21 protein-coding genes are annotated in these 19,903 nt (G+C 62.7%); 9 read left to right on the top strand and 12 right to left on the bottom strand.

The annotated features are described in order from the left end of the window. Nucleotides 1–55 precede the first annotated feature (55 nt). The 3 genes from CXR43_RS00895 to CXR43_RS00885 are packed head-to-tail and all read left to right on the top strand — an operon-like array spanning nt 56 to nt 2,371. Nucleotides 56–1,414, top strand: coding sequence for a DUF6638 family protein (locus CXR43_RS00895; RefSeq protein ID WP_103332170.1), 1,359 nt, complete (start codon nt 56–58; stop codon nt 1,412–1,414). Beyond that, nucleotides 1,411–1,689, top strand: coding sequence for a hypothetical protein (locus CXR43_RS00890; RefSeq protein ID WP_103332740.1), 279 nt, complete (start codon nt 1,411–1,413; stop codon nt 1,687–1,689). Before CXR43_RS00895 ends, CXR43_RS00890 begins: the two co-directional genes overlap by 4 nt. A 7-nt stretch (nt 1,690–1,696) precedes the next feature. Further along, on the top strand, nt 1,697–2,371 hold the full coding sequence (locus tag CXR43_RS00885; RefSeq protein WP_103332169.1) for a DUF1523 family protein: 675 nt from the start codon (nt 1,697–1,699) through the stop codon (nt 2,369–2,371). Nucleotides 2,372–2,457: 86 nt separating this feature from the next. Here CXR43_RS00885 and pheT read toward each other — a convergent pair whose 3' ends face one another. Then, nucleotides 2,458–4,866 (bottom strand): phenylalanine--tRNA ligase subunit beta, encoded by a 2,409-nt coding sequence (gene pheT, locus CXR43_RS00880; protein WP_103332168.1) that lies wholly within the window; start codon nt 4,864–4,866, stop codon nt 2,458–2,460. Nucleotides 4,867–5,033: 167 nt separating this feature from the next. On the opposite strand from pheT, the gene CXR43_RS17800 reads away from it, so the two are divergent. Continuing rightward, a complete protein-coding gene (locus CXR43_RS17800; protein WP_168219716.1) occupies nt 5,034–5,171 on the top strand; it encodes a hypothetical protein in 138 nt (45 codons plus the stop codon). Between the two features lie 6 nt (nt 5,172–5,177). Here CXR43_RS17800 and pheS read toward each other — a convergent pair whose 3' ends face one another. After that, nucleotides 5,178–6,257: a phenylalanine--tRNA ligase subunit alpha gene (gene pheS / locus CXR43_RS00875; protein ID WP_103332167.1), complete on the bottom strand. Its 1,080-nt coding sequence runs from the start codon at nt 6,255–6,257 to the stop codon at nt 5,178–5,180. Between the two features lie 408 nt (nt 6,258–6,665). On the opposite strand from pheS, the gene CXR43_RS00870 reads away from it, so the two are divergent. Next, nucleotides 6,666–8,135: an SIR2 family protein gene (locus tag CXR43_RS00870; protein WP_103332166.1), complete on the top strand. Its 1,470-nt coding sequence runs from the start codon at nt 6,666–6,668 to the stop codon at nt 8,133–8,135. 223 nt (nt 8,136–8,358) lie between these two features. Here CXR43_RS00870 and rpsO read toward each other — a convergent pair whose 3' ends face one another. Beyond that, a complete protein-coding gene (gene rpsO / locus CXR43_RS00865; protein ID WP_103332165.1) occupies nt 8,359–8,628 on the bottom strand; it encodes a 30S ribosomal protein S15 in 270 nt (89 codons plus the stop codon). Between the two features lie 300 nt (nt 8,629–8,928). Between rpsO and CXR43_RS00860 the strand changes: the two genes are divergently transcribed. Beyond that, on the top strand, nt 8,929–9,963 hold the full coding sequence (locus tag CXR43_RS00860; RefSeq protein ID WP_103332164.1) for a calcium-binding protein: 1,035 nt from the start codon (nt 8,929–8,931) through the stop codon (nt 9,961–9,963). Here the strand turns inward: CXR43_RS00860 and CXR43_RS00855 are convergent. The 4 genes from CXR43_RS00855 to rbfA all read right to left on the bottom strand — a co-directional run bounded on the left by CXR43_RS00855 (nt 9,960) and on the right by rbfA (nt 12,702). Then, nucleotides 9,960–10,487: a DUF1643 domain-containing protein gene (locus CXR43_RS00855; protein ID WP_435530774.1), complete on the bottom strand. Its 528-nt coding sequence runs from the start codon at nt 10,485–10,487 to the stop codon at nt 9,960–9,962. The two genes, CXR43_RS00860 and CXR43_RS00855, sit on opposite strands and share 4 nt — an antisense overlap. 123 nt (nt 10,488–10,610) lie before the next feature. Next, nucleotides 10,611–11,516, bottom strand: a complete 906-nt coding sequence (gene truB, locus CXR43_RS00850; RefSeq protein ID WP_103332163.1) for a tRNA pseudouridine(55) synthase TruB — start codon at nt 11,514–11,516, stop codon at nt 10,611–10,613. 3 nt (nt 11,517–11,519) lie between these two features. Next, on the bottom strand, nt 11,520–12,245 hold the full coding sequence (locus CXR43_RS00845; protein ID WP_103332738.1) for a phosphodiester glycosidase family protein: 726 nt from the start codon (nt 12,243–12,245) through the stop codon (nt 11,520–11,522). Nucleotides 12,246–12,249: 4 nt separating this feature from the next. After that, nucleotides 12,250–12,702, bottom strand: a complete 453-nt coding sequence (gene rbfA, locus CXR43_RS00840; protein WP_103332162.1) for a 30S ribosome-binding factor RbfA — start codon at nt 12,700–12,702, stop codon at nt 12,250–12,252. A 108-nt stretch (nt 12,703–12,810) separates the two neighbouring features. On the opposite strand from rbfA, the gene dapB reads away from it, so the two are divergent. Next, complete coding sequence (gene dapB, locus CXR43_RS00835) at nt 12,811–13,620, top strand: 4-hydroxy-tetrahydrodipicolinate reductase (protein WP_103332737.1); 810 nt, start codon at nt 12,811–12,813, stop codon at nt 13,618–13,620. 67 nt (nt 13,621–13,687) lie between these two features. Further along, entirely contained in the window at nt 13,688–14,050 is a 363-nt protein-coding gene (locus CXR43_RS00830; protein ID WP_103332161.1) for an MBL fold metallo-hydrolase, read from the top strand. Between the two features lie 12 nt (nt 14,051–14,062). On the opposite strand, the gene CXR43_RS00825 is transcribed toward CXR43_RS00830, so the two are convergent. Beyond that, complete coding sequence (locus CXR43_RS00825; RefSeq protein WP_103332160.1) at nt 14,063–14,245, bottom strand: DUF1674 domain-containing protein; 183 nt, start codon at nt 14,243–14,245, stop codon at nt 14,063–14,065. A 72-nt stretch (nt 14,246–14,317) separates the two neighbouring features. Between CXR43_RS00825 and CXR43_RS00820 the strand changes: the two genes are divergently transcribed. Next, nucleotides 14,318–15,559, top strand: coding sequence for an RsmB/NOP family class I SAM-dependent RNA methyltransferase (locus tag CXR43_RS00820; RefSeq protein WP_103332159.1), 1,242 nt, complete (start codon nt 14,318–14,320; stop codon nt 15,557–15,559). Nucleotides 15,560–15,566: 7 nt separating this feature from the next. Here the strand turns inward: CXR43_RS00820 and CXR43_RS00815 are convergent, their stop codons facing one another. The 4 genes from CXR43_RS00815 to CXR43_RS00800 form a co-directional block, all read right to left on the bottom strand. Continuing rightward, nucleotides 15,567–16,304 (bottom strand): SDR family NAD(P)-dependent oxidoreductase, encoded by a 738-nt coding sequence (locus tag CXR43_RS00815; protein WP_103332736.1) that lies wholly within the window; start codon nt 16,302–16,304, stop codon nt 15,567–15,569. A 136-nt stretch (nt 16,305–16,440) separates the two neighbouring features. Continuing rightward, complete coding sequence (locus CXR43_RS00810; RefSeq protein WP_103332158.1) at nt 16,441–17,694, bottom strand: MFS transporter; 1,254 nt, start codon at nt 17,692–17,694, stop codon at nt 16,441–16,443. After that, a complete protein-coding gene (locus CXR43_RS00805) occupies nt 17,691–18,443 on the bottom strand; it encodes a DUF1365 domain-containing protein (RefSeq protein ID WP_103332157.1) in 753 nt (250 codons plus the stop codon). Before CXR43_RS00805 ends, CXR43_RS00810 begins: the two co-directional genes overlap by 4 nt. Beyond that, nucleotides 18,440–19,732, bottom strand: a complete 1,293-nt coding sequence (locus CXR43_RS00800) for an NAD(P)/FAD-dependent oxidoreductase (protein ID WP_103332735.1) — start codon at nt 19,730–19,732, stop codon at nt 18,440–18,442. The genes CXR43_RS00805 and CXR43_RS00800 overlap by 4 nt, the downstream gene beginning before the upstream one ends. Nucleotides 19,733–19,903 lie beyond the last annotated feature (171 nt).

The following is a 19,903-nucleotide window of genomic DNA, read 5'->3' as shown; positions in this document are numbered from 1 at the left end:
CTTCTGCAGAACGACGCCACGGCAACTTTTGTCCAGATGAACGCGGGATCAGCCGATGCGTAGGTTGATTGAAAAGGGGCTGATGTTCGGCAACCTGATTGAGGTCACCTCCCCTGCCCTCATCGACCGCTACAAGCGGGCGATGCAACATCTGTGCGGGCGGGAAACCGCGCTTACCGACTTTCACATCGACATCTCCGGCTATTCGCCGGAAATCGGGGCAGAGTTGGGGGATGATCTTTATCTCAACCCCAACGGGGCCAACCGGCAGTTCATCCTGCTGACCACGGCGCAGAAGACTGCGCCCTTGCTGAATGCCAAATTCTCAACCAGCCGCGGGATCATCCGTCAGTTCATCGACACCAATGAGGCGCAGCTTTTTGCCCTGACCGCCCGCGATGCGGTGGCGGGGGAATTGCAGAACTCGGTCTATGAACTCTCGACCCCCGCCAAGCTGCTCGACATCCGCCGCATCACGGTCGAGGCCGATACAATCGGTGGTCATGTCGCCGATGCGGGCAAGCTGGCCGCGCTGATCAACCGGTTCCGGCAAGAACCGGATGGCTGGCGCGATGATCTTTTGATTGCCAAAATGATCAGCCTTGCCCAGAAAACCGGTGATGTGACGCGGGTGCCTGTCCACCTGCCAAAGATGGTGTTCGAGCAGCCGAATTTCTGGACCAGCCATTTCGGCGGCTTGTATGTGTTCCGCGACGTGGCCGCGCCTGCCGTCATCTCTGCCCAGCCGCGCGAAACCCTCGGGGCGGGGCCGGTCTTGCCGGTGTTCGACCTGTCCCTGCGCAACCAGATTGCCGACTGGCTGGAGCGGAACCAACTGGCCGAGCCCATCGTTCAGGCCCGCGGCATGGATGCCGCAGCAGTGATCCGTCAAAAGATGGATTTCATCCTGGTCGAGGCGGCGGACAGGCTGAACCTTGATATCGGAGACGCGCGGCGGACCGAGCTGCGCAAGATCGCCCATACCCTTGGCGGCGACCTGCCCGCCGAATTTCAGGCCCTTGCCGCCCTCTTGCGCTGGATAGAGGCGGGCGGCACATGGCCGCGGATCACCAGCGAACACCCTGCCTATTTCTACACCTTGCGGGCGCGACCGCACAAAGACCGCGACCTGGTCAACATGCTGCTGTCCGAATTGGCCCCGATGGATGTGCGCCAGATGTTTATCGTACACAAAGAGCTGTTCTATGCCAGCTACGCCCGCTGGTCCGACCGCAAACGGCACTATGTGGCGGAGTTTCTGGCACGCGAGTATGCGGTCGACAAGCAGGGTGCCCGCCTGGCTCTGTTCGGGCCCGAACCGGGAATGGATGACGATCCGCGGCCCAACCTGAAACCGGCCCGCGATCTTGGCCCGGTGGCGGGTCCATGGGGCAAGGCACGGGGGCGGCGATGATAGGGTTTCTGCGGCTGCTGGTGTTCTGGTCGGCCTTTGCCGCCATCGCCTACTGGTCATTGTTGATCTATTCCCGGTCTGTGCGCCGCGAAGCCTTGGAAAAACAATGGGATGCTGATCCGCCGGAAGGGGCCACAGATGCGATGCGCCGTGCTTTCATCGAAGAGGGCATGTCAGCCTATGAAGGCAGCCTGCGGCGCAAACTTTTGTGGGGCGTGGTCGTGCTGCCTTTCCTTGCCATCGGCACGCTCTTATATCTAGTGAATTACGCATGAGGGTGTGATGCGATATGTAAAATGGGCCTTCTGGGCCATGATCTTTGTGATCTTCGGATCGTTCCTGCACTACACCTTGCCTCAGCATGATGTGGTGCGCATCGTCGGCACCTATCAGGAACGGCAGGATCTGAACGACTGGACCAGCATGTTCTGGTCACAGCCCGATGATCAGTCCGGCACTCTTGCAAGCCGCGATGTGCAGTTCATCCAATCTGTCCGGCCTAACGGCAGGCCAATGGTCTATCGCAACGAAGATACCGGCTGGCGCTGGCCGCCTTATTTCAAATTTGATACGGCCAGCCTGCAAACCGAAGCCGATGATCTGAAGTCAAATGCCGAAGTGCCGAAATGGGCAGTGATCACGCATTATGGCTGGCGGAACGAGCTGATTTCGATCTTCCCGAACGCGGTGGGCATCCGCCCGGTCGAGGGTCCGGATGTGACGATCATACCCTGGTTCAATATCTTTTTCTTCGTCTTTCTGGGATTGGTCGCGCTGCTGCTTTGGCGCATGTGGGCGCAGTTCCGCGAACGGGCGATCGACCCGGTCCTGACAGATGCGGGCGAGGTATGGGACTCGGTTGATGCGCGCGCCGATGCTGCACGTGATCGGGCAAAGGGCGTCTTTGGCCGCATCAACGCCTGGCTGGCAACCTGGCGCCGAAAGCCGCGCAGATAGGCCACACAGGTTGTGCTGCAGACTGAAACCGCCGCGCAGCAGGACTGCGCGGCGGTTTCTTCGTCCCCTTCCGACAGAGCGCCCGATCAGCCCCGCAGGGCACCACCGGTGGCCTTGGTCACCTTGTCAATTACCCGCGCCGACACCGACTCGATCTCGGCCTCGGTCAAAGTCTTGTCTGTTGGCTGCAACCGCACGGTCAGGGCGATGGATTTCTTGCCCGCGCCCATTTGCGCCTCGGCCTTGTCACCGGTGAACTGGTCAAAGATCCGCACGGATGCAATCAGGGTCTTGTCCGCCCCAAGCGCCGCATTCACCGCCGTCAGACCTTCAACTTCCTTGTCGACCACAAAGGCGAAATCTCGGTCAACCGCCTGCAGATCGCTGATGGTCAGCGCCGGGCGGGTGGGGGTTTTCACCTTGGGATATGGGATATTGGCGACCAGAATGGTAAAGGCCACCGCCGCCCCCTTGATCCCCATTTCGGCCAGAACCTTCGGGTGAACCTCGCCAAAGGTCGCCAGCACATTCGGTCCAAGGCCAATCACACCCGACCGGCCCGGATGCCACCACCCTGCCACCTTGCGGGTGATCTGCACACGCGCAGGCGCGCCAAGCGCGGACAGCACCGCTTCGGCATCGGCCTTGGCGTCGAAGACATCCACCGGACGGCGGCTGCCATAGGGATCCCGCGGCGCCACATGCCCGATGAGCAGACCGGTGGCTTGCAGGTGCTGCTCGCCCGGCTCACCACCAAAGAAAGCCGGGCCGATTTCCGCCAACGACAGATCCATGAAGCCACGCGCCTGATTGCGGGCTGCCGCGCGGAGCAGACCGGGCAGCAGGTCGGGGCGCAGGTGGCTCATCTCTGACGAGATCGGGTTATCCACCCGCACCGCATCTTCACCGCCGCCGAACAGTTTTGCCGCCGCTTCATCGATGAAACTATAGGTCACGCATTCATTATACCCCAGCGCCGCAATCGTGCGGCGTGCACTGCGTTCGCGCTGTTGCAGCGGCGTCAGGATCGGCTTTGGGACTCCGGCCAAGACGCGTGGCAAGGGCGTCCCGACCAGTTTGGTAAGCGAGGCGACACGAGCAACCTCTTCGATCAGATCCGCCTCGCCCAGCACATCCGGGCGCCAGCTTGGCGGGGTGGCCATATCGCCGTTGAGCGTGAAGCCAAGCGCCTCTAGCGTGGCCCGCTGCTCTGCTTCGGGGATATCCATCCCGACCAGCGAAATCACCCGCGCCGGAGTCAGGCGATAGGCGCGCTTGGTGTCGATCGGCCCGCCATCCTGTGCAAGATGGCTTGGCGTGCCGCCGCACAGGTCCAGAACCATCTGGGTCGCAAGGTCCAACCCCGGCAGCGTGAAGGCTGGATCGACCCCACGTTCAAAGCGATAGCGCGCATCGGAGTTGATCTTCAGCGCCCGGCCCGTGGCGGCAATGGTGATCGGATCCCACCAGGCAGATTCAAGGAACACATCGGTGGTCTCCGGCGTGCAGCCCGACACCTCACCGCCCATGATCCCGGCCAAAGACTCTACCCCGACATCATCCGAAATCGCCATCATCCCCGGACGCAGCGTATAGGTCTTGCCATCCAGGGCCAGCATCTGCTCCCCCCCCTCGGCGGGATGAATGCGCAGCGCGCCCTTGACCTTGGCCGCATCAAAGACGTGCAGCGGGCGGTTCAGGCCAAAGGTAAAATAGTTGGTAATGTCCACCAGCGCCGAAATTGGGCGCAAGCCAATCGCCTTCAGCCGCTGCTGCAGCCAGGCCGGAGACGGGCCGTTGGTAACCCCCCTGATCAGGCGGCCGGCAAAATGCGGGCAGCCCTTCGCCTTCAGCGCCGGGTCGATCTGCACCACAACCGGGCAGTCGAACTGCCCGTCAATCTGCGGAATGGTCAGGGGCTTCAAGGTGCCGATTCCCCGCGCCGCAAGATCGCGGGCGATGCCACGCACCCCCAGCGCATCGGGCCGGTTGGGCGTGACCTTGACGTGAACCATCGGGTCCACCGCATCAGGCCGGTGCGCAGCGAGCCAGTCAATGAACCGCTGCCCCACCTCACCCGACGGCAATTCGATGATGCCATTATGTTCGTCAGACAGCTCCAACTCGCGCTCGGACGCCATCATGCCATGCGACTCGACGCCCCGGATCTTGCCCACACCCAGCGTGGTATCAATGCCCGGCACATGGTCACCCGGCTTGCACAGAACCACCGTGATCCCGGCACGCGCATTGGGAGCGCCACAGACGATCTGCTTTTCCCCCTCATCCGTCAGCACGCTGCAGACCCGCAGCCGGTCGGCATCGGGGTGCTGCTCTGCCGCAAGCACCTTTGCAATGGTGAAACTTGCCAGCTTGGCGGCGGGGTTGACCACCTCCTCCACTTCCAGCCCCAGATCGGTCAGGGCATAGAGAATGTCATCAAGCGACGCTGCGGTGTCGAGATGATCCTTGAGCCAGGAGAGGGTGAATTTCATCGTGATATCCCTTGGATTTCCTGCGCCCGGGCTTATCGCAAAGCGATCCCAAGGGAAAGCCGGGCGGAGGGGGTTTCCGGCCCAGAAACGCGTTGTCCTCTCAAATCGGGGGAGTTCGCCACATTTTTGCTACGACCACGCGCTAGCTCCGGATCATGATGGATCCGATGCACAACAAACCCAAGTCACGCCGCCCCAGATCGCCCTGGGCCTTGATCCTGATGATCGGGATCACGGCGCTGTGCTTTATCCTTGCCGCGCAGGAGGCGCATACACTGACAGAGGGTGTGGCGCGGCGCCCCTAGGGCCGCTCAGCGGGAAAGGCCGCCGGCCAGATCAGGCATGTCGAGCGCGGCAAAGCCGTAGTGGCGCAGCCAGCGCAGGTCGGACTCGAAAAACGCCCGCAAGTCGGGGATGCCGTATTTCAGCATGGCGATCCGGTCGATCCCCATGCCAAAGGCAAAGCCCTGCCATTCATCGGGGTTCACCCCCGCCGCCTGCAGCACCTTGGGGTGCATCATGCCGGACCCGAGGATCTCCATCCACTTGTCGCCCTCGCCGATCCGCAGCTGGCCGCCGACGTTGGAGTAGCGGATATCGACCTCGGCCGACGGTTCCGTGAAAGGGAAATGTGACGCGCGGAACCGCAGTTCCACCTTGTCCACCTCAAAGAACGCGCGGCAGAATTCTTCCAGCGTCCATTTGAGGTTGGCCATGCTGATGTTGCGGTCGATGGCGATGCCTTCGACCTGGTGGAACATCGGCGTATGGGTCTGGTCCATGTCCATCCGGTAGACCCGGCCCGGCGCGATCACCCGCAGCGGCACGCCCTGGTCCATCATCGCCCGGATCTGCACCGGGCTGGTGTGGGTGCGCAGCACATGGGGGGGGCGGGTGTCGCCGTCCGCCCGGTGCATGAAGAAGGTGTCATGCTCTTGCCGTGCGGGGTGTTCGGGGGGGATGTTCAGCGCGTCGAAATTGTACCAGTCGCTTTCGACCTGCGGGCCTTCGGCCACGGCAAAGCCCATGTCGGCAAAGATGGCGGTCAGCTCTTCCATCACCTGGCTGACGGGATGGATGGTGCCGCGCGGGCGGGGGCGGCCGGGCAGGGTCACGTCCAGCCATTCCGAGCGCAGCCGGTCGTTCAGGGCGGCGTCGGCGAGGCCCGCCTTCTTGGCGCGCAGGGCGGCGTCGATTTCATCGCGCAGGCTGTTCATCGCGGCCCCGGCGGCCTTGCGTTCCTCGGGGTCCATGCGGCCGAGGGTCGCCATCAGCGCCGAGATCTCGCCCTTCTTGCCAAGGGCCGCCAGCCGCACCTCTTCCAGCGCCGCCTCGGAGGCCGCACCGGCCACGGCCTCAATATACTTGCCCCGAAGGGTGGTCAGGTCCATCGCGCGTCCCCCTGGAATATGCGGGTTTGGGTTAGCTTGAAGGGGGCAAGGATGCAAGGGGCAGGCGTGGTGCTCACTGTGTTACAAGAGGGTGGAGTAAGGGATATCAAGGGGTTAGGGTGTGGGGTTTAAGGGGTTGTTAAAGATTGATGGGGGAAGAAGACTGTCGGTCCTTCCGTCGCAGTACAGCGGACACAAAGCGCAATAGAATAACACTATGGAGCGCATCTTCAGCGTTCTGCGCCGCAAGTTAGTTCAGCCTCCATTAGTCGCGCGACACTCTGGACCATCTTGAGTTGACATTGATACATTGTTTGCGAAAGTCCAATTTATCCTCAACTGCACGTTCGCGTTCAAAACTGTCCTGAAACCAGCGAGCACTGAAGTCTTTTAGAAAGCGCGGAGCGAATGGTAAACCTGAAAGAAGAAACGACAAAACTACTTAAATCAAAGCCTGGATCGCCATTTCTCTTCGTGGGTTCTGGTTTTTCAAGAAGATACCTCGGCTTGGAGGATTGGCGGGGCCTTCTTTCTCGCTTCTGCGAGCGAATCGGTGATTTTGACTATTATTCAGCTACCGCAAATGGGAACTTGCCGGAAGCTGCAGGACTTATAGCAAAGGATTTTCATGAAGTATGGTGGAAAGACGCTAAGTATGCCGGGTCTAGAGAAAAATACAAGAGCACCACAAAGTCAGTTTCTGATGCATTAAAAAATGAGATATGCGAGTATTTGTCCGATGTCGATACCTCTGGAGTCGCTGCAGACTATATTCAAAAAGAGTTGTCCATATTGAAGGAAATCAATGTCGATGGCATCATTACAACAAATTGGGACTTCCTCCTTGAAGAAATATTCCCTGAGTACCGTGTGTTCGTTGGACAAGAAGAGTTATTATTCTCAAATCCGCAAGCCATTGCGGAAATATATAAAATTCATGGTTGCGCAAGCAGACCTAAGAGTCTCGTACTGACTGCAGAGGACTATGAAAATTTCGAGGGGAAGAATCCCTATCTAGCAGCGAAACTTATCACTTTGTTTATTGAGCATCCAATTTTCTTTGTCGGATACTCCGTCACAGACCCTCACATTCAATCTATCATATTTTCAATAGCGCAGTGCCTCACACCAGAGAAATTGGAGCAATTCAGTGAGAATCTTATTTTCATTCGACGCGCACACGAAAAAGAAGATTCCGTTCAAAAGTTCACATTTAGCGAGGGCGGGAGAAACATTGCGGCCACCGTTCTTGAGACAGATGATTTCTCTAAAGTTTATGCCGCGATTTGTGAAAATAAGAGAAAAATCCCCGCCCGCATACTACGATACTGCAAGGAGCAAATGTATGAGCTTGTAAAAGCTGAGCATCCAGAGAAAAAAATGTCAGTAATCGATATTGACGAACTGGACACCAGCGAGGAAGTGGAATTTGTTGTTGGCGTAGGTGTTGCTCAAGCTCAATCTCATATGAAGGAAAAACTCGCCGAGCAAGAGGAGAAGGCACTCGCGGAGAGTGGCTACCAAGGCATTAATCTTTCTGACATATACACCGATTTCGCCAAGGACAAATCTGTCTTTGACTCAGACAAACTTCTTAGGCTTGCTTTCCCAATATTTCGGAGATCGAGCACGACCTTTATACCTGTTTTCCGATATCTTCGCGATGCTGGAATAAATAACGCAGAGGATCTAAAAGGATCGCCTTATACGTCCGTACGCGCTGTCTGTGAAAAAATTGCAAAAAAAGTTATGCGCTGCCTTCCTACAAAGGCCAGTACGAAAAATACTGGGCCGGAAAAACAACCGCTGAAATTATTGCAGATGCCGCTACAGAAAAAGTCGCAATTTTTATTCCCCATCAAGACCCAAAAGATGTAGACCTCACTGCTCTACGGGAATTCATTCTAAACCACAAGCCGAGTGATTTCATCGATCCATACTCGTCTTTCTACAGAAAACTATGCTCATTCTACGATAAACTTGCGTTCGGGTTTTGATTCCTAAGGTTATTAAAAAAGACAGCGCGCTGAAGGTCCACCCCCAAACGCAAAACGCCCACCCCTTTCGGGGCGGGCGTTCCGCAAACCTTACCCGGCTCCGCTCAGCGGCGCAGGCCGAGGCGGGCGATCAGGGCGGTGTAGCGGGACTCTTCCTTGGCTTTCAGATAGTCCAGCAGCTTGCGGCGCTGGGCGACCATCATCAAAAGACCACGACGCGAGTGGTTGTCTTTCTTGTGGCTCTTGAAATGCTCGGTCAGGGTCGCGATGCGCGACGACAGGATGGCCACCTGAACTTCCGGCGAGCCGGTGTCGTTCTCTTTGGTGGCGTATTCCTTGATCAGGCGAGCTTTTTCTTCGACGGTGATCGACATCGGAAATCTCCTTGTGCAGAAGGGTGGAGGTGCAGGCCGGGATGTCGTCCAGCAAGACCCATAGGCCCCCCGAAATCCGGGGGATGCGCGCGTATAGGGGAAATCGCGCGCGAAGGAAAGCCCCCCTGTGGCCCGGGCCGGGGCTGCGTTAACGACGGATCAAGATTCTAGGGTCATGGTCTGGGCGCAGGGAGAGGCCTGTGCCAAAGGGGCGCGCATGGTTTTTCAGCGCAGGCCCTGAGCGGCAGGGCAGACCAGGGACCGGGCAGAGCAGACCGGGCAGCGTCAGGGGGACGGGTCATGTTGGCTTTGCTGGCGATTATGGGGGCGCTTGGTGCGGGGATCGTGGCAGAGAGCCTGACCCGCGATGCTGACCCGCCGGATGAGGCGGAGGATGGTGCCGATGCGGAGGAGGACGCGGACGCGCCGCTTCTGGGCAGGGAGTTGGATGCCGGCATCGGCGCGGGCACGCCTTCGGGCTTTGTCGCGGACGGGATGCCGGTGTCGGATGATCTTGCCGAGCCGGTGCCGGTGCCGCTGGATCTGACCGGCGGCGCGGGCGACGACATTCTGAGCGGCGGGGGCGCGGCGGACCGGCTGTGGGGCGGCGACGGGGCCGATCAGCTGACCGGGCGCGGCGGTGATGACCGGCTGTCGGGCGGCGCGGGGCGCGATTGGCTGGAGGGCGGCGCGGGCGATGACAGCCTCTCTGGTCAGGGCGGTGATGATGTGCTGCACGGCGGCGCGGGGGATGATCGGCTGTCGGGAGGACGGGGCGCGGATCAGCTGGCCGGGGGCGACGGCGATGACCGGCTGTCTGGCGGCGGCGGGGCGGATACTCTGTTGGGCGGCGAAGGGCAGGACAGGCTGGACGGCGGCATCGGGCATGACTGGCTGGCCGGGGGCGCGGGCGATGATGTTCTGATGGGCGGTGCCGGGCGCGACACGCTGGATGGCGGGGCCGGGCATGATACCTTGTGGGGCGGGTCTGAAGGGGCCAGCGACGGCGCGCCGGACTGGCTGAACGGTGGCGCAGGCGATGATCTGCTGGCGCTCGGGCCCGGCGATATCGGCACGGGCGGCGAGGGGGCGGATCTGTTCCAGCTGCAGGAGTTCGGGCCGGGCCTGCCACTGGCCGAGATTGCCGATTACAACCCGGCAGAGGACCAGCTGGTGCTGATTTACGACGCCAGCCTGCATTCGGCCCCTGTGCTGAGCGCTGAACCGGTGGAAGGCTCCGGGGATGTGACGCTGATGCTGGATGGCGTCGCCGTGGCGCTGATCCGCAACGCGCCGGAGCTTGACCTGGAACAGATCAGCTTGCGCGCCGGTTAATGCCACAGCCTGGGCTGTTCGGCATAGCCGATGTAGAGCGGATGTTTCGGCTGCCCCGCGGCGGTCAGCCCCAGATGCCACAGCGGCTGGCCAGTGCCGCGCAACAGCTGCGCCACGGCATCGCCCCGTCCCAGATAGGCCCCATGCCCCCCCCAGGCGCAAATCACCCGGTCAGGCTGCCAGTCCAGCACCGATGACAGGATGGCCGCATCATTCCCCGGCCCCACCGGATCGGGGGCTGCGCGCATGACCCGGGGGTCTGTCGCGCGGAAGGCAAAGATGTTCACCACCCGGAAGCTGCCAAAGCCCAGTGCCCGTGCCCTGCGTTCGCACCGCTCCACCGTGGGGTCATTCTGCACCTCTGTGGCGGTGGAAGGGTTGAGCATCACAAACAGCGCCCGTGCGCCGGCCAGGTCCCAGACCCGCGTCAGCAGATAGCGATAGCGCTCGCAGGGTGAATACACCGCCTCGGACGCCGCATCGCCCTTCTGATGTGCCCGCTCGACCAGTCCGTCACTGTGCATTGCAGCTTTCCCAAATGCTCTTGCGCGGCGCGCGCCAACAGTCGTGCCAAGACCGCCACCAGACGGCCTTTCCGTGGCAACGCCGCCGGGCGGGGCTCGATGCCCCGCGCGGCGGCACCCGGTTTACAGGTTGAACACCCGGCTGGGGTGCAGCTCTCCGGCCTTGTAGACCCCCACGGCCACGGCGCGGCCCTGATGGCTGGCCCAGGCCTCGTCGCCCCATTCCACCGAAGAGGCCAGCACCATGCCGGGGTTGCCGTTGCGCAGGCGGGCCGCCCCTTCCGGCGTGGCCGGCAGTTCTGGCAGGTCTGTCAAGCCCAGTTCCAGCGGGCGCAGCAGGCTGTCGATCTCTTCCGTGCGGGCCAGACGCTCAATCTCTTCCATGGTCGTGGCCCCGTCCGCATCGAACGGGCCGGACCAGACCCGGCGCAGGCTGGCGACATGGCCGAGGCAGCCCAAAGCCTGCCCCAGATCGCGCGCGACGGACCGCACGTAACCGCCCTTGCCGCAGATCATTTCCAGATCGACATGGTCCGCATCCGGTCGCGCCAGAATGGCGAGCTTTTCCACCCACAAGGGGCGGGCCACCAGATCCATCTCGATCCCGTCGCGCGCCAGATCATAGGCGCGTTCCCCATCGACCTTTACCGCCGACACCTGTGGCGGTACCTGCAATATATCGCCGCGGAACGCGGCCAGCGCGGCCTCGATCTCCGCATCCGAAGGCCGCAGGTCGCAGGTGTCCAGAACGGTGCCGGAGGCATCATCGCTGCTGGTAGAGGCCCCGAAGACCACCCGGAAGTGATAGCATTTGAGCCCGTCGGTGACGAAGGGCACGGTCTTTGTTGCCTCGCCCAGCGCAATGGCAAGCACACCGGTGGCGTCGGGGTCCAGCGTGCCGGCATGGCCGGCCTTTTGCGCCTGAAACGCCCATTTCACCTTGTTGACCACCGTGGTCGACCCGACGCCCGCCGGCTTGTCGATGATGACCCAGCCGGAAACGGCACGGCCTTTTTTCACACGGCCCATGGCTCAGTTCCTGTTGATGACGGTGCCGACCATCGGCCCCATGGCAAAGCCAAAATCGTTGCGGCGGATGGAAGGCGCATAAAGCCGCGAGATCTTTCCGTCGAAATACAGCGCATCTGGCAGGCCCAGCGCGTCGCGGAAAAACCGCGCAAAGCGGTGAAAGTTCACCTGATCATTCGAGATCACGAAGACGGCCCGCGCGCCATCGGCGCTGACCCCCACGCCATTGCGGATATAGGTGCTGTCACTGTCGGGAATCAGACGGGGGTGCAATGCGCCATCCAAGACCAGCATCGGGCCGGATTGCGTGGCAAAGCGGCAGGCGGGCGGGTTGGCGGCAAAGGCGCGGCTTTCCACCACACGGAACCTGTCACCGATGCAGAACACGCCATTCGGCAGCAGGCCAAAATTGCCCGGACCTTCGGCGGTGACAATGGCCGATTGCTCGACGCCATTTTCGACGAACAGGCCCACCGGCGCACGATCCTCGTGATACATGCCCGCATTCATGGCAAAGCCCAGGGTCTTGCCCTCGGCGGCCAGCGCGTTGTTCACCGCAGAAAAGCTGCCCAGCGGGCCAGAGGGGCCGGTGTGGAACAGGCGCAGATCCTCATCCGTGCCCACTTCGCACATCGTGAAAGAACTGCCTTCAAAGCGCACCGTTTCGCAGGAGGTGGCACCAGCCACCTGCGGCATCAGGAGCGCAAAGAGGGCGGCGAGGCGCAGCATCGGCTCAGGCGTCCCGGTCGGGGGGCGTGCCACCCTCTGGCGCAGCATCGTCTTCATCCGGGGCGGACAGATCCTTGACCACCTTCGGGTCCGAGAACAGGCGGCGGGTTTCGTCCAGCCGGTCAAAGGTTTCATCCGGGCGGAAGCGCAGATCGGGCGCGAATTTCAGCGTCAGTTGCGACGCGACGCGGTGGCGCAGCTCACCCTTGTTCCGGGCGAGGGCCGCGATGGCGTCTTCGACCGGGACAGAGCCCATCAACGGCATCACGTAAACCGTGGCGACCTTGAGGTCATTGGAGACCGAGACTTCGCCCACCGTGATCGACATGCGGTTCAGGTCGGGATCATGGATTTCGGCCCGGTTGAGCACATCGGCCAGCGTCCGGCGGATCAGTTCGCCGACGCGCAGCTGGCGTTGATTGGGGCCATCGCCCTGAGAATTGCGTTTGTTCGACATAGCGGGGCATGTAAGCTGTTTTTGATCGCCCCGCAACGGCGGGCTTTTGCCCCGCGCGCCTTCGCGCTACACCGCGCCGGCGGAACGGGCGGCAAAAAGGAAATGACCATGCAGAATCTGCCGGGGTTGGTGGTGACAGGGGCGTCGGGCCGGATGGGGCAGATGCTGATCCGCACGATTGCCGGGTCGGGCAAGGCGCGACTGGTGGGCTGTCTGGAACGACCGGGCCACGCCTGGATCGGGCGCGATGCGGGCGACTGTCTGGGCGGCAGCCCTTTGGGCGTGTTGGTGACCGATGACCCGCTCGAGGTTTTTGCGCAGGCGCAGGGCGTGATCGACTTTACCGCGCCCGCCGCCAGCGTGGAATTTGCCGCTCTGGCCGCGCAGGCCCGGGCGGTGCATGTGATCGGCACCACCGGGCTGACCGCTGCGGATATCGCGGCCCTTGAGGCGGCGGCGCGGCATGCGGTGATCGTGCGGGCCGGCAACATGAGCCTGGGGGTGAACCTGCTGGTCCGGCTGACGCAGAAGGTGGCGCAGGCGCTGGATGCCGATTGGGATGTCGAGGTGGTGGAGGCGCATCACCGGATGAAGGTGGATGCGCCCTCGGGCACCGCCCTGATGCTGGGGCAGGCCGCGGCAGAGGGGCGCGGGGTCACGCTGGACGCGGCCATGGTGTCGGGCCGCGACGGAATGACCGGCGCAAGGGAGCGGGGAACCATCGGGTTTTCGGCGATTCGCGGCGGTGATGTGGTGGGCGAACATGATGTGATCTTTGCCGCCGATGGCGAGCGGATCGTGCTGCGCCATCTGGCCACCGACCGGGCGATTTTTGCCCGGGGTGCGCTGCGCGCGGCGTTGTGGGGGCAGGACCAGAAACCCGGGCACTATGATATGATGGATGTTCTGGGTATATAATTCATCCGTTGTGAACCAAAACCTGCAAGCCTGCGTATACCAGATGCGTTGAACACGGGGGCAAAGAATGCGACGGTTTCTGTTTGCGGTCCTGATGGTGATCCTGCCCGGTCTGGCGCAGGCCAACGATTATTCACCGGTGCGCGACAAGGATCAGTTCCTCTCGCTGGTCAAGGACAAGGATCTGCGCATCGGGCTGTACAATCTGACCCTGAAGGTCACGCCGGACGGCAAGATCAACGGCACCGCCCTGGGCTGGGCCATCAGTGGCACCTGGCGCTGGGAAGACGGGTATTTCTGCCGCGACATGGACTGGAGCGGCTATGCGATTCCGTTCAACTGTCAGCTGGTCGAGACACGGGATGGGCGTGACCTTCGCTTTACCGTCGACAAGGGTGCGGGCAGTTCGGCGTCCTTCCGCTTGCGCTGAGCCGCAGCAGGATCAAAAATCGATGGCCAGACCCTTTTTCTCCCAGTCGCCGTAGCGGACGGGTTCGGGGCCCTTGCGGCCCCCAAGTTCCGTTGGCAGCACCAAGGCTTCGGCCTGCCGCCGACGCTCTGCCGCTTCGGCAAGGGCGCGCTGTGCAGCGGGGGGAAGGTCTGGCGTGGCGTCTGTATCGGTCATGGCGGCTTTCCTGTCTGTGGTTCTTGATATACGGCCTTTGGCCAGCGAGACAAGAAGCAGGGACGTCGCAGGATGAAAGCCGGATCAGACAGCGTGACCGCACGCAGCGCCGCCGTGGGGGTGCTGAACGCGGTTCTGGGCGACGGGCAGATGCTGTCACAGGTGGTGCTGCCCGAGGGTCTGTCGGGGCCGGACCGGGCGCGGGCCGAACGTCTGGCGGCGCAGGTGCTGCGCCAGCTGGACCGGATTGACCGGGTGTTGCGGCCCTTGTTGCGCAAGACGCCGCCTTTGGCGGTGCTGAACATCCTGCGGCTGGCGGTGTGGGAGCGCGCCGATGGCGCGGCAGCCCATGGCGTGGTGAATGAGGCGGTGGCGCTGGCACGGCGCGGCAAACGCACCACCCATCTGTCGGGTCTGGTGAATGCGGTGCTGCGGGCCCTGCCGGAGACGCTGGATCTGTCCGCGCTGCCCGCGCCGCAGATGCCACGCTGGATTCGCCAGCCCTTGGTTCATGCCCATGGGCGCGACGCGGTGAACGCCATCGAGGCGGTGCAGGCGCAAGTGCCCCCGGTGGACGTGACGCCGAAAGCCGGGGCGCTGGCCTTGCCGGAGGGCACGAGGTTGCCGTCGGGCAGCATCCGTCTGGCAGCGCCGGGTCAGATCACGCAGTTGCCGGGATATGACCAGGGCGACTGGTGGGTGCAGGATGCGGCCGCTGCCATGGCCGTGCGGCTGATGGGCGTGCAAAAGGGTGAGGCGGTGCTGGATGTCTGCGCCGCGCCGGGGGGCAAGACGCTGCAATTGGCAGATGCCGGGGCGGTGGTGACGGCGCTGGATATCTCGGCCCCGCGCATGGCGCGGGTTGCGGAAAACCTGGCCCGCACCGGGCTGAGCGCGCAGCTGGTGGTGGCCGATGCGCTGCATTGGCACCCCGATGCAGGGTTTGACGCGATCCTGCTGGACGCACCCTGTTCGGCAACGGGCACGCTGCGCCGCCACCCAGACCTGCCCTTCATCAAGGACGGATCAGAGGTTGAGGGGTTGGTCGCGTTGCAGGCCGCCCTGCTGGACCGGGCGCTTGGCTGGCTGAAACCCGGCGGCCGGCTGGTCTATTGCACCTGTTCGCTGCTGCCCGCGGAGGGCGAGGATCAGCTGACGGCGGCGCTGCTGCGCCATCCGTCGCTGAAGGTTGTGCCCCCTGCCCTGCCGTGGTTGCCACCGGAATGGGTGACAGCACAGGGCGGGGTCCGGCTGCGCCCTGATTACTGGGGCGGGATGGATGGGTTTTTCATCGCCACGCTGATTGCTGCCTGACAGGGCGCTATTTGCGGGCGAAGATCCGGTAATAGGCCCAGTCGGGCAGGAATTGCGACAGTCTGAACACCCAGGAAAACACCAGCGGGAAGCTTTTCTTGAACGAATCGCTGTTCATATGTTCGAACATCTCGCGCGCGGCCTGGTCCGGTTCCATCAGGAAGGGCATGGTGAATTCATTCTTGTCGGTCAGGCGGGTGCGGATGAAGCCGGGATTGGCCACCTGCACATCAATGCCAGAGTCACGCAGATCGGCGTAGAGGCATTCCGCCAGCGACATGACCCCGGCCTTGGACGCGGTATAGCCGATGGATCCCGGCAATCCGCGAAAGCCCGAAAGCGAGCCGGTGATGACCACATGCCCGCTGCCGCGCGCCACCATGCCGGGCAGCACCGCGCCGATCACGCGGGCGCAACCGGTGAAGTTGACGTCGCACATCGCCTCGACCTCTTCGGCCTTCCACTCCTGCGCCTTGGTGGGCCAGTAGACACCGGCCAGATAGACCACACCATCAACCGGGCCGATCTGATCCGCCGCCGCTTGCACCGAAGCACGGTCAGCAACGTCACAGGCAACGGCGCTGCCCTTGCCGGCCAATGTGGCCACGGCTGCATCCAGCCGGTCTTGCGAGCGGGCGGACAGGATCACCTCGGCCCCGGCACGGGACAGCATTTGCGCAAGGGCCAGCCCCAGCCCTTCAGAGGCGCCCACAAGCCAATAGCGTTTTCCGGTCCAGTCTCTCATCTTGTGTATCTCCTTCATCCTGCCCCTGCGGCGCGCGCCTGCGTCAACGGGGGCAGGTTGGTGATGGTTCCGTTTGTCTTCAGACACACCAGACCCTTACCCAGAGGTTCGGCCGCAGTGGCCCCCGGGTCAAGCCCTATGCGGTGGCCTCGTCGGTTTCGGTAAAGGCCAGCAGGGTGATCGCCAGCAGTTTGAGCGCGCAGGGCAAGGCGGCATAGAGCAGCGTCAGCGCAAAAAGCGCCTCTTGGGTGTTTTCAGTGCCGGGGGTGAAGCCTGCGGCCTGCAAGGCTGGCAGCAGGCTGGCGGCGGCAAGGGCCAGAGAGAGTTTCGACATGAAGGACCACAGCCCGAAGGCGGCCCCTTCCCCCTTGCCCAAGCGCCCAAGACGGCGGGCGAAAAGGGCGGGCAGCAGGGTGAGGTCTGCCCCCAGCGCCGCACCGGAGGCGGCGCAGATCAGGGCAAAGGGGATGATATCCCCCTCTCGCAGCGCCACGGCCCAGAGGAAGGCCGCGATGGCCAGCGCCATGGCGGCGAGCAGGCTGCGCTTTGCACCGAAGCGGGCGGCACTGCGGCTCCAGACCGGTGCCGAGGCGGCGGCGGAGAGGAAGAACAGCAGCAAGAGCGGTCCTTCAAGCCCGGGGGCATTCAGGCGGCTTTCGACGAAAAACAGGAACAGCGTGGAGGTGACGGCAACAGGTGCGGCATTCAAAAGCGCGATGAGCAGCAGGCGGCGGGCCAGCGGATCGGCGAGGATGGGCCGGAACAGCGACAGATCGGCGGTGGGCGTGTCGGTGGCTTGCCGGGAGGCGCTGCCCCATTCGCCGCGCATGGCAAGGGTGGCCACCAGTGCGAGGACGGCAAAGCCTGCGGCAAAACCGGTGAAGGGGCTGGCGGTCAGGCTGCCCAGCGCCACAGGGGCGACGGCCGCGACCGAGACGCCAAGCAGCGAGCCGGTCTCGCGCCAACCGGCCAGCCGGAAATGGCCCTTGGGGCCAAGCTGCGCTGCCTTGTCCACGCCTTGGGCATAAAACACGATGGTCAGGAAGGAAAACCCGCTGAACAGCAGGATCAGCGTCACCGCAAACCATGCCAGCGGGGCGATGGGTGGCGTGACGGCGAACAGACCCGTCATCGCAAAGGCCATGATCATCGCAGCACCCCAGACCAGCGTGGCACGGCGTTTGCGCCCGGCTTCGGCCAACCAGCCCAGCAGAGGGTCTTGCACCACGTCAATCAGCCGCAGGGCGGCGAGGGTCAGCCCGAGCGCGGTCAGGCCGGTGCCATAGCTGTCGACATAGAACTTCGGCGCATGGATATAGATCGGCAGGCCCGCAGCCGCGATCATCGCCGCAAACAAGGACCACGGCCAGAGCGCGACCTTCGGGGTCATCTGCTGACGTCTTCGGCAGGAGGTTTCGGGTGGCTGCGGAATTTCACCCCTTTGAGCGCCAGTTTCAGCGCCTGCCAATGGATCAGCGCCAATACCCGGCGCGACCCGAGCGGGCGACGCAGGCAGGCGCGCAGGATGGCGGCATTGGTCAGCGGCACGCGGCGGCCAATCAGGTTGGTGAACAGCCCGCCTCCGGGGGTGGTGTAATCGATCCAGATGCCGATACGGTCTGCCGTGATGTCGAAACGAAAGGCATAGTCCCCCTCGATCGGCTGGAAGGGGGAGACGTAAAAGATCTTGCGCGCCTGCAGCGTGTCTTCGCGGGTGATGGGGCCGTGGGTGTCGTGGTGGGCCAGATAGGAGTGCCGGTCCCCATAGGTGTTCGACACTTCTGCAATCACCACCCGCAGATCGCCCGCCGCGTCATGACACAGCCAGAACGATACCGGGTTGAACACATGACCCAAAACGCGCGGTTGCGCCATCAGCAGGATGCGGGCGGGCGCGGGCAGGCCATGGGCGGCCAGCACATCGCGTACCCAGGCGGCCCCCCTGCCCTGCCCCGGCGGGCCACCGTGATCGCTGTCCCAGAGCGCGGTCAGATTGCGCCGGTTGCGGCCGAACAAGGCAGGCCCGGACACCAGGGCTTCGGCATCGAGGGCGACATAATCCACGGTGTAGCGAAAGCTGTTGCGGATTGCGCCTTTGCGGCCGTGGAAGGTTTCGCCATGGATCAGGTCAACCGTCATGCTGCCACGCCAGAGGCGCTGCGCTGACCCAGCGCGGCAACCACATCAACCGCACTGGCAATGCCGTCCTCATGAAAGCCGTTCTTCATCCAGGCCCCACAGAACCAGGTGTTCGCAGTGCCATTCATCTGACGGATGGCCGTTTGGGCGGACAAGGCCGCTGCATCATAGACCGGGTGGCGGAAAATCGTGCTGTCATAGATCAGCTCTTCCCGGATCGCGCGGTTGCTGTTGAGCGTCACGAAATGCGGGTCATCCTGCGGAATCGGCTGCAGGCTGTTCATCCAATAGGTCAGGTCGATCCGTTCGCCCGGCCCGCCCTTTGGTTCGACATAGGCCCAGCTGGACCAGGTCTTGCGCCGCTTTGGCATCAGAGACTCATCGCGGTGCAACACCGCCTCATTCGGTTGATAGCGGATGGCGCCCAGCGTGGCGCGTTCCGCCGGCGTCGCATCCGACAGGAGCGACAGGGTGTCGTCCGAATGGGTGGCAAAGATCACATGGTCAAAAGCCTCCCATTCCGCGCCCTGCGCCCGGACGTGGACCATGCCATCCTGCCGCCGCACCCCGGCCACCCCCGCGCCCAGCCGCAGGTCCACGCCCTGCCGCGCCAGCGACGCCTGCAGGCGCTGCACATATTGCACCGACCCGCCCTGTACGGTGTACCATTGGTGCTGGCCTTCGGTGTGCAGCAGGCGGTGGTTGTCGAAAAACCGGATCATCGCATCGGCAGGGAAATCCAGAATGCCCTTGGTGGGGGTAGACCAGATGGCACCCGAAAACGGCGTGATGTAATAGTCGCGGAAATAATCGCCGGTGCCAAGCGCGGCCAGCAGATCCCGGATCACCATGCCGGGTTTGGCCAGGGCCACCGCGTGCTTGTTGAAGTGCAGGATATCGCGGATCATGCCGATGAACTTGGGGTTCAGCAGGTTCCGGCGCTGCGCAAACAGCGTGTCCAGACTGGCCAACGCATATTCGATGCGGCCACCGTCAATGCTGGCCCCAAAGCTCATCTGGCTTTTGGCGACCGGCACCGCCAGCTTGTCGAACAGGGCCACCAGATGCGGATAGTTCACGGTGTTGAAAACGATGAATCCGGTATCCACCGGCTGGTCGCCATGCTTTCCCGCCATCACGGTACGGGCATGCCCGCCCAGACGCCCCGCGGCCTCGAACAGGACAACCTGATTGGTGTCGCCCAGCATATGCGCGGCCGACATGCCCGAAATGCCTCCCCCGATGATGGCAATGCGGCGCGGGGCGGAGGCGATGGTCTCAAATGGCATGGGGCGGCTTTCACTGTGCTTTGGTTGGATATACGTACAGAACCGCCGACGGATCACCAGCGCGCATTTCGCCACGGCAGAGCGTGAACCGGCATTGTGAAAGACGGATGTCCCAAATGTGATCCGGGCAGGCCCGTGCTGCGTAGACAGGTTATGATGTTTGATGCCATG

The sequence above is a fragment of the Pseudotabrizicola formosa genome (genome assembly GCF_002900965.1).
Classification (GTDB): Bacteria; Pseudomonadota; Alphaproteobacteria; order Rhodobacterales; family Rhodobacteraceae; genus Pseudotabrizicola; species Pseudotabrizicola formosa.
This window is presented reverse-complemented; position numbering and strand designations above follow the sequence as displayed.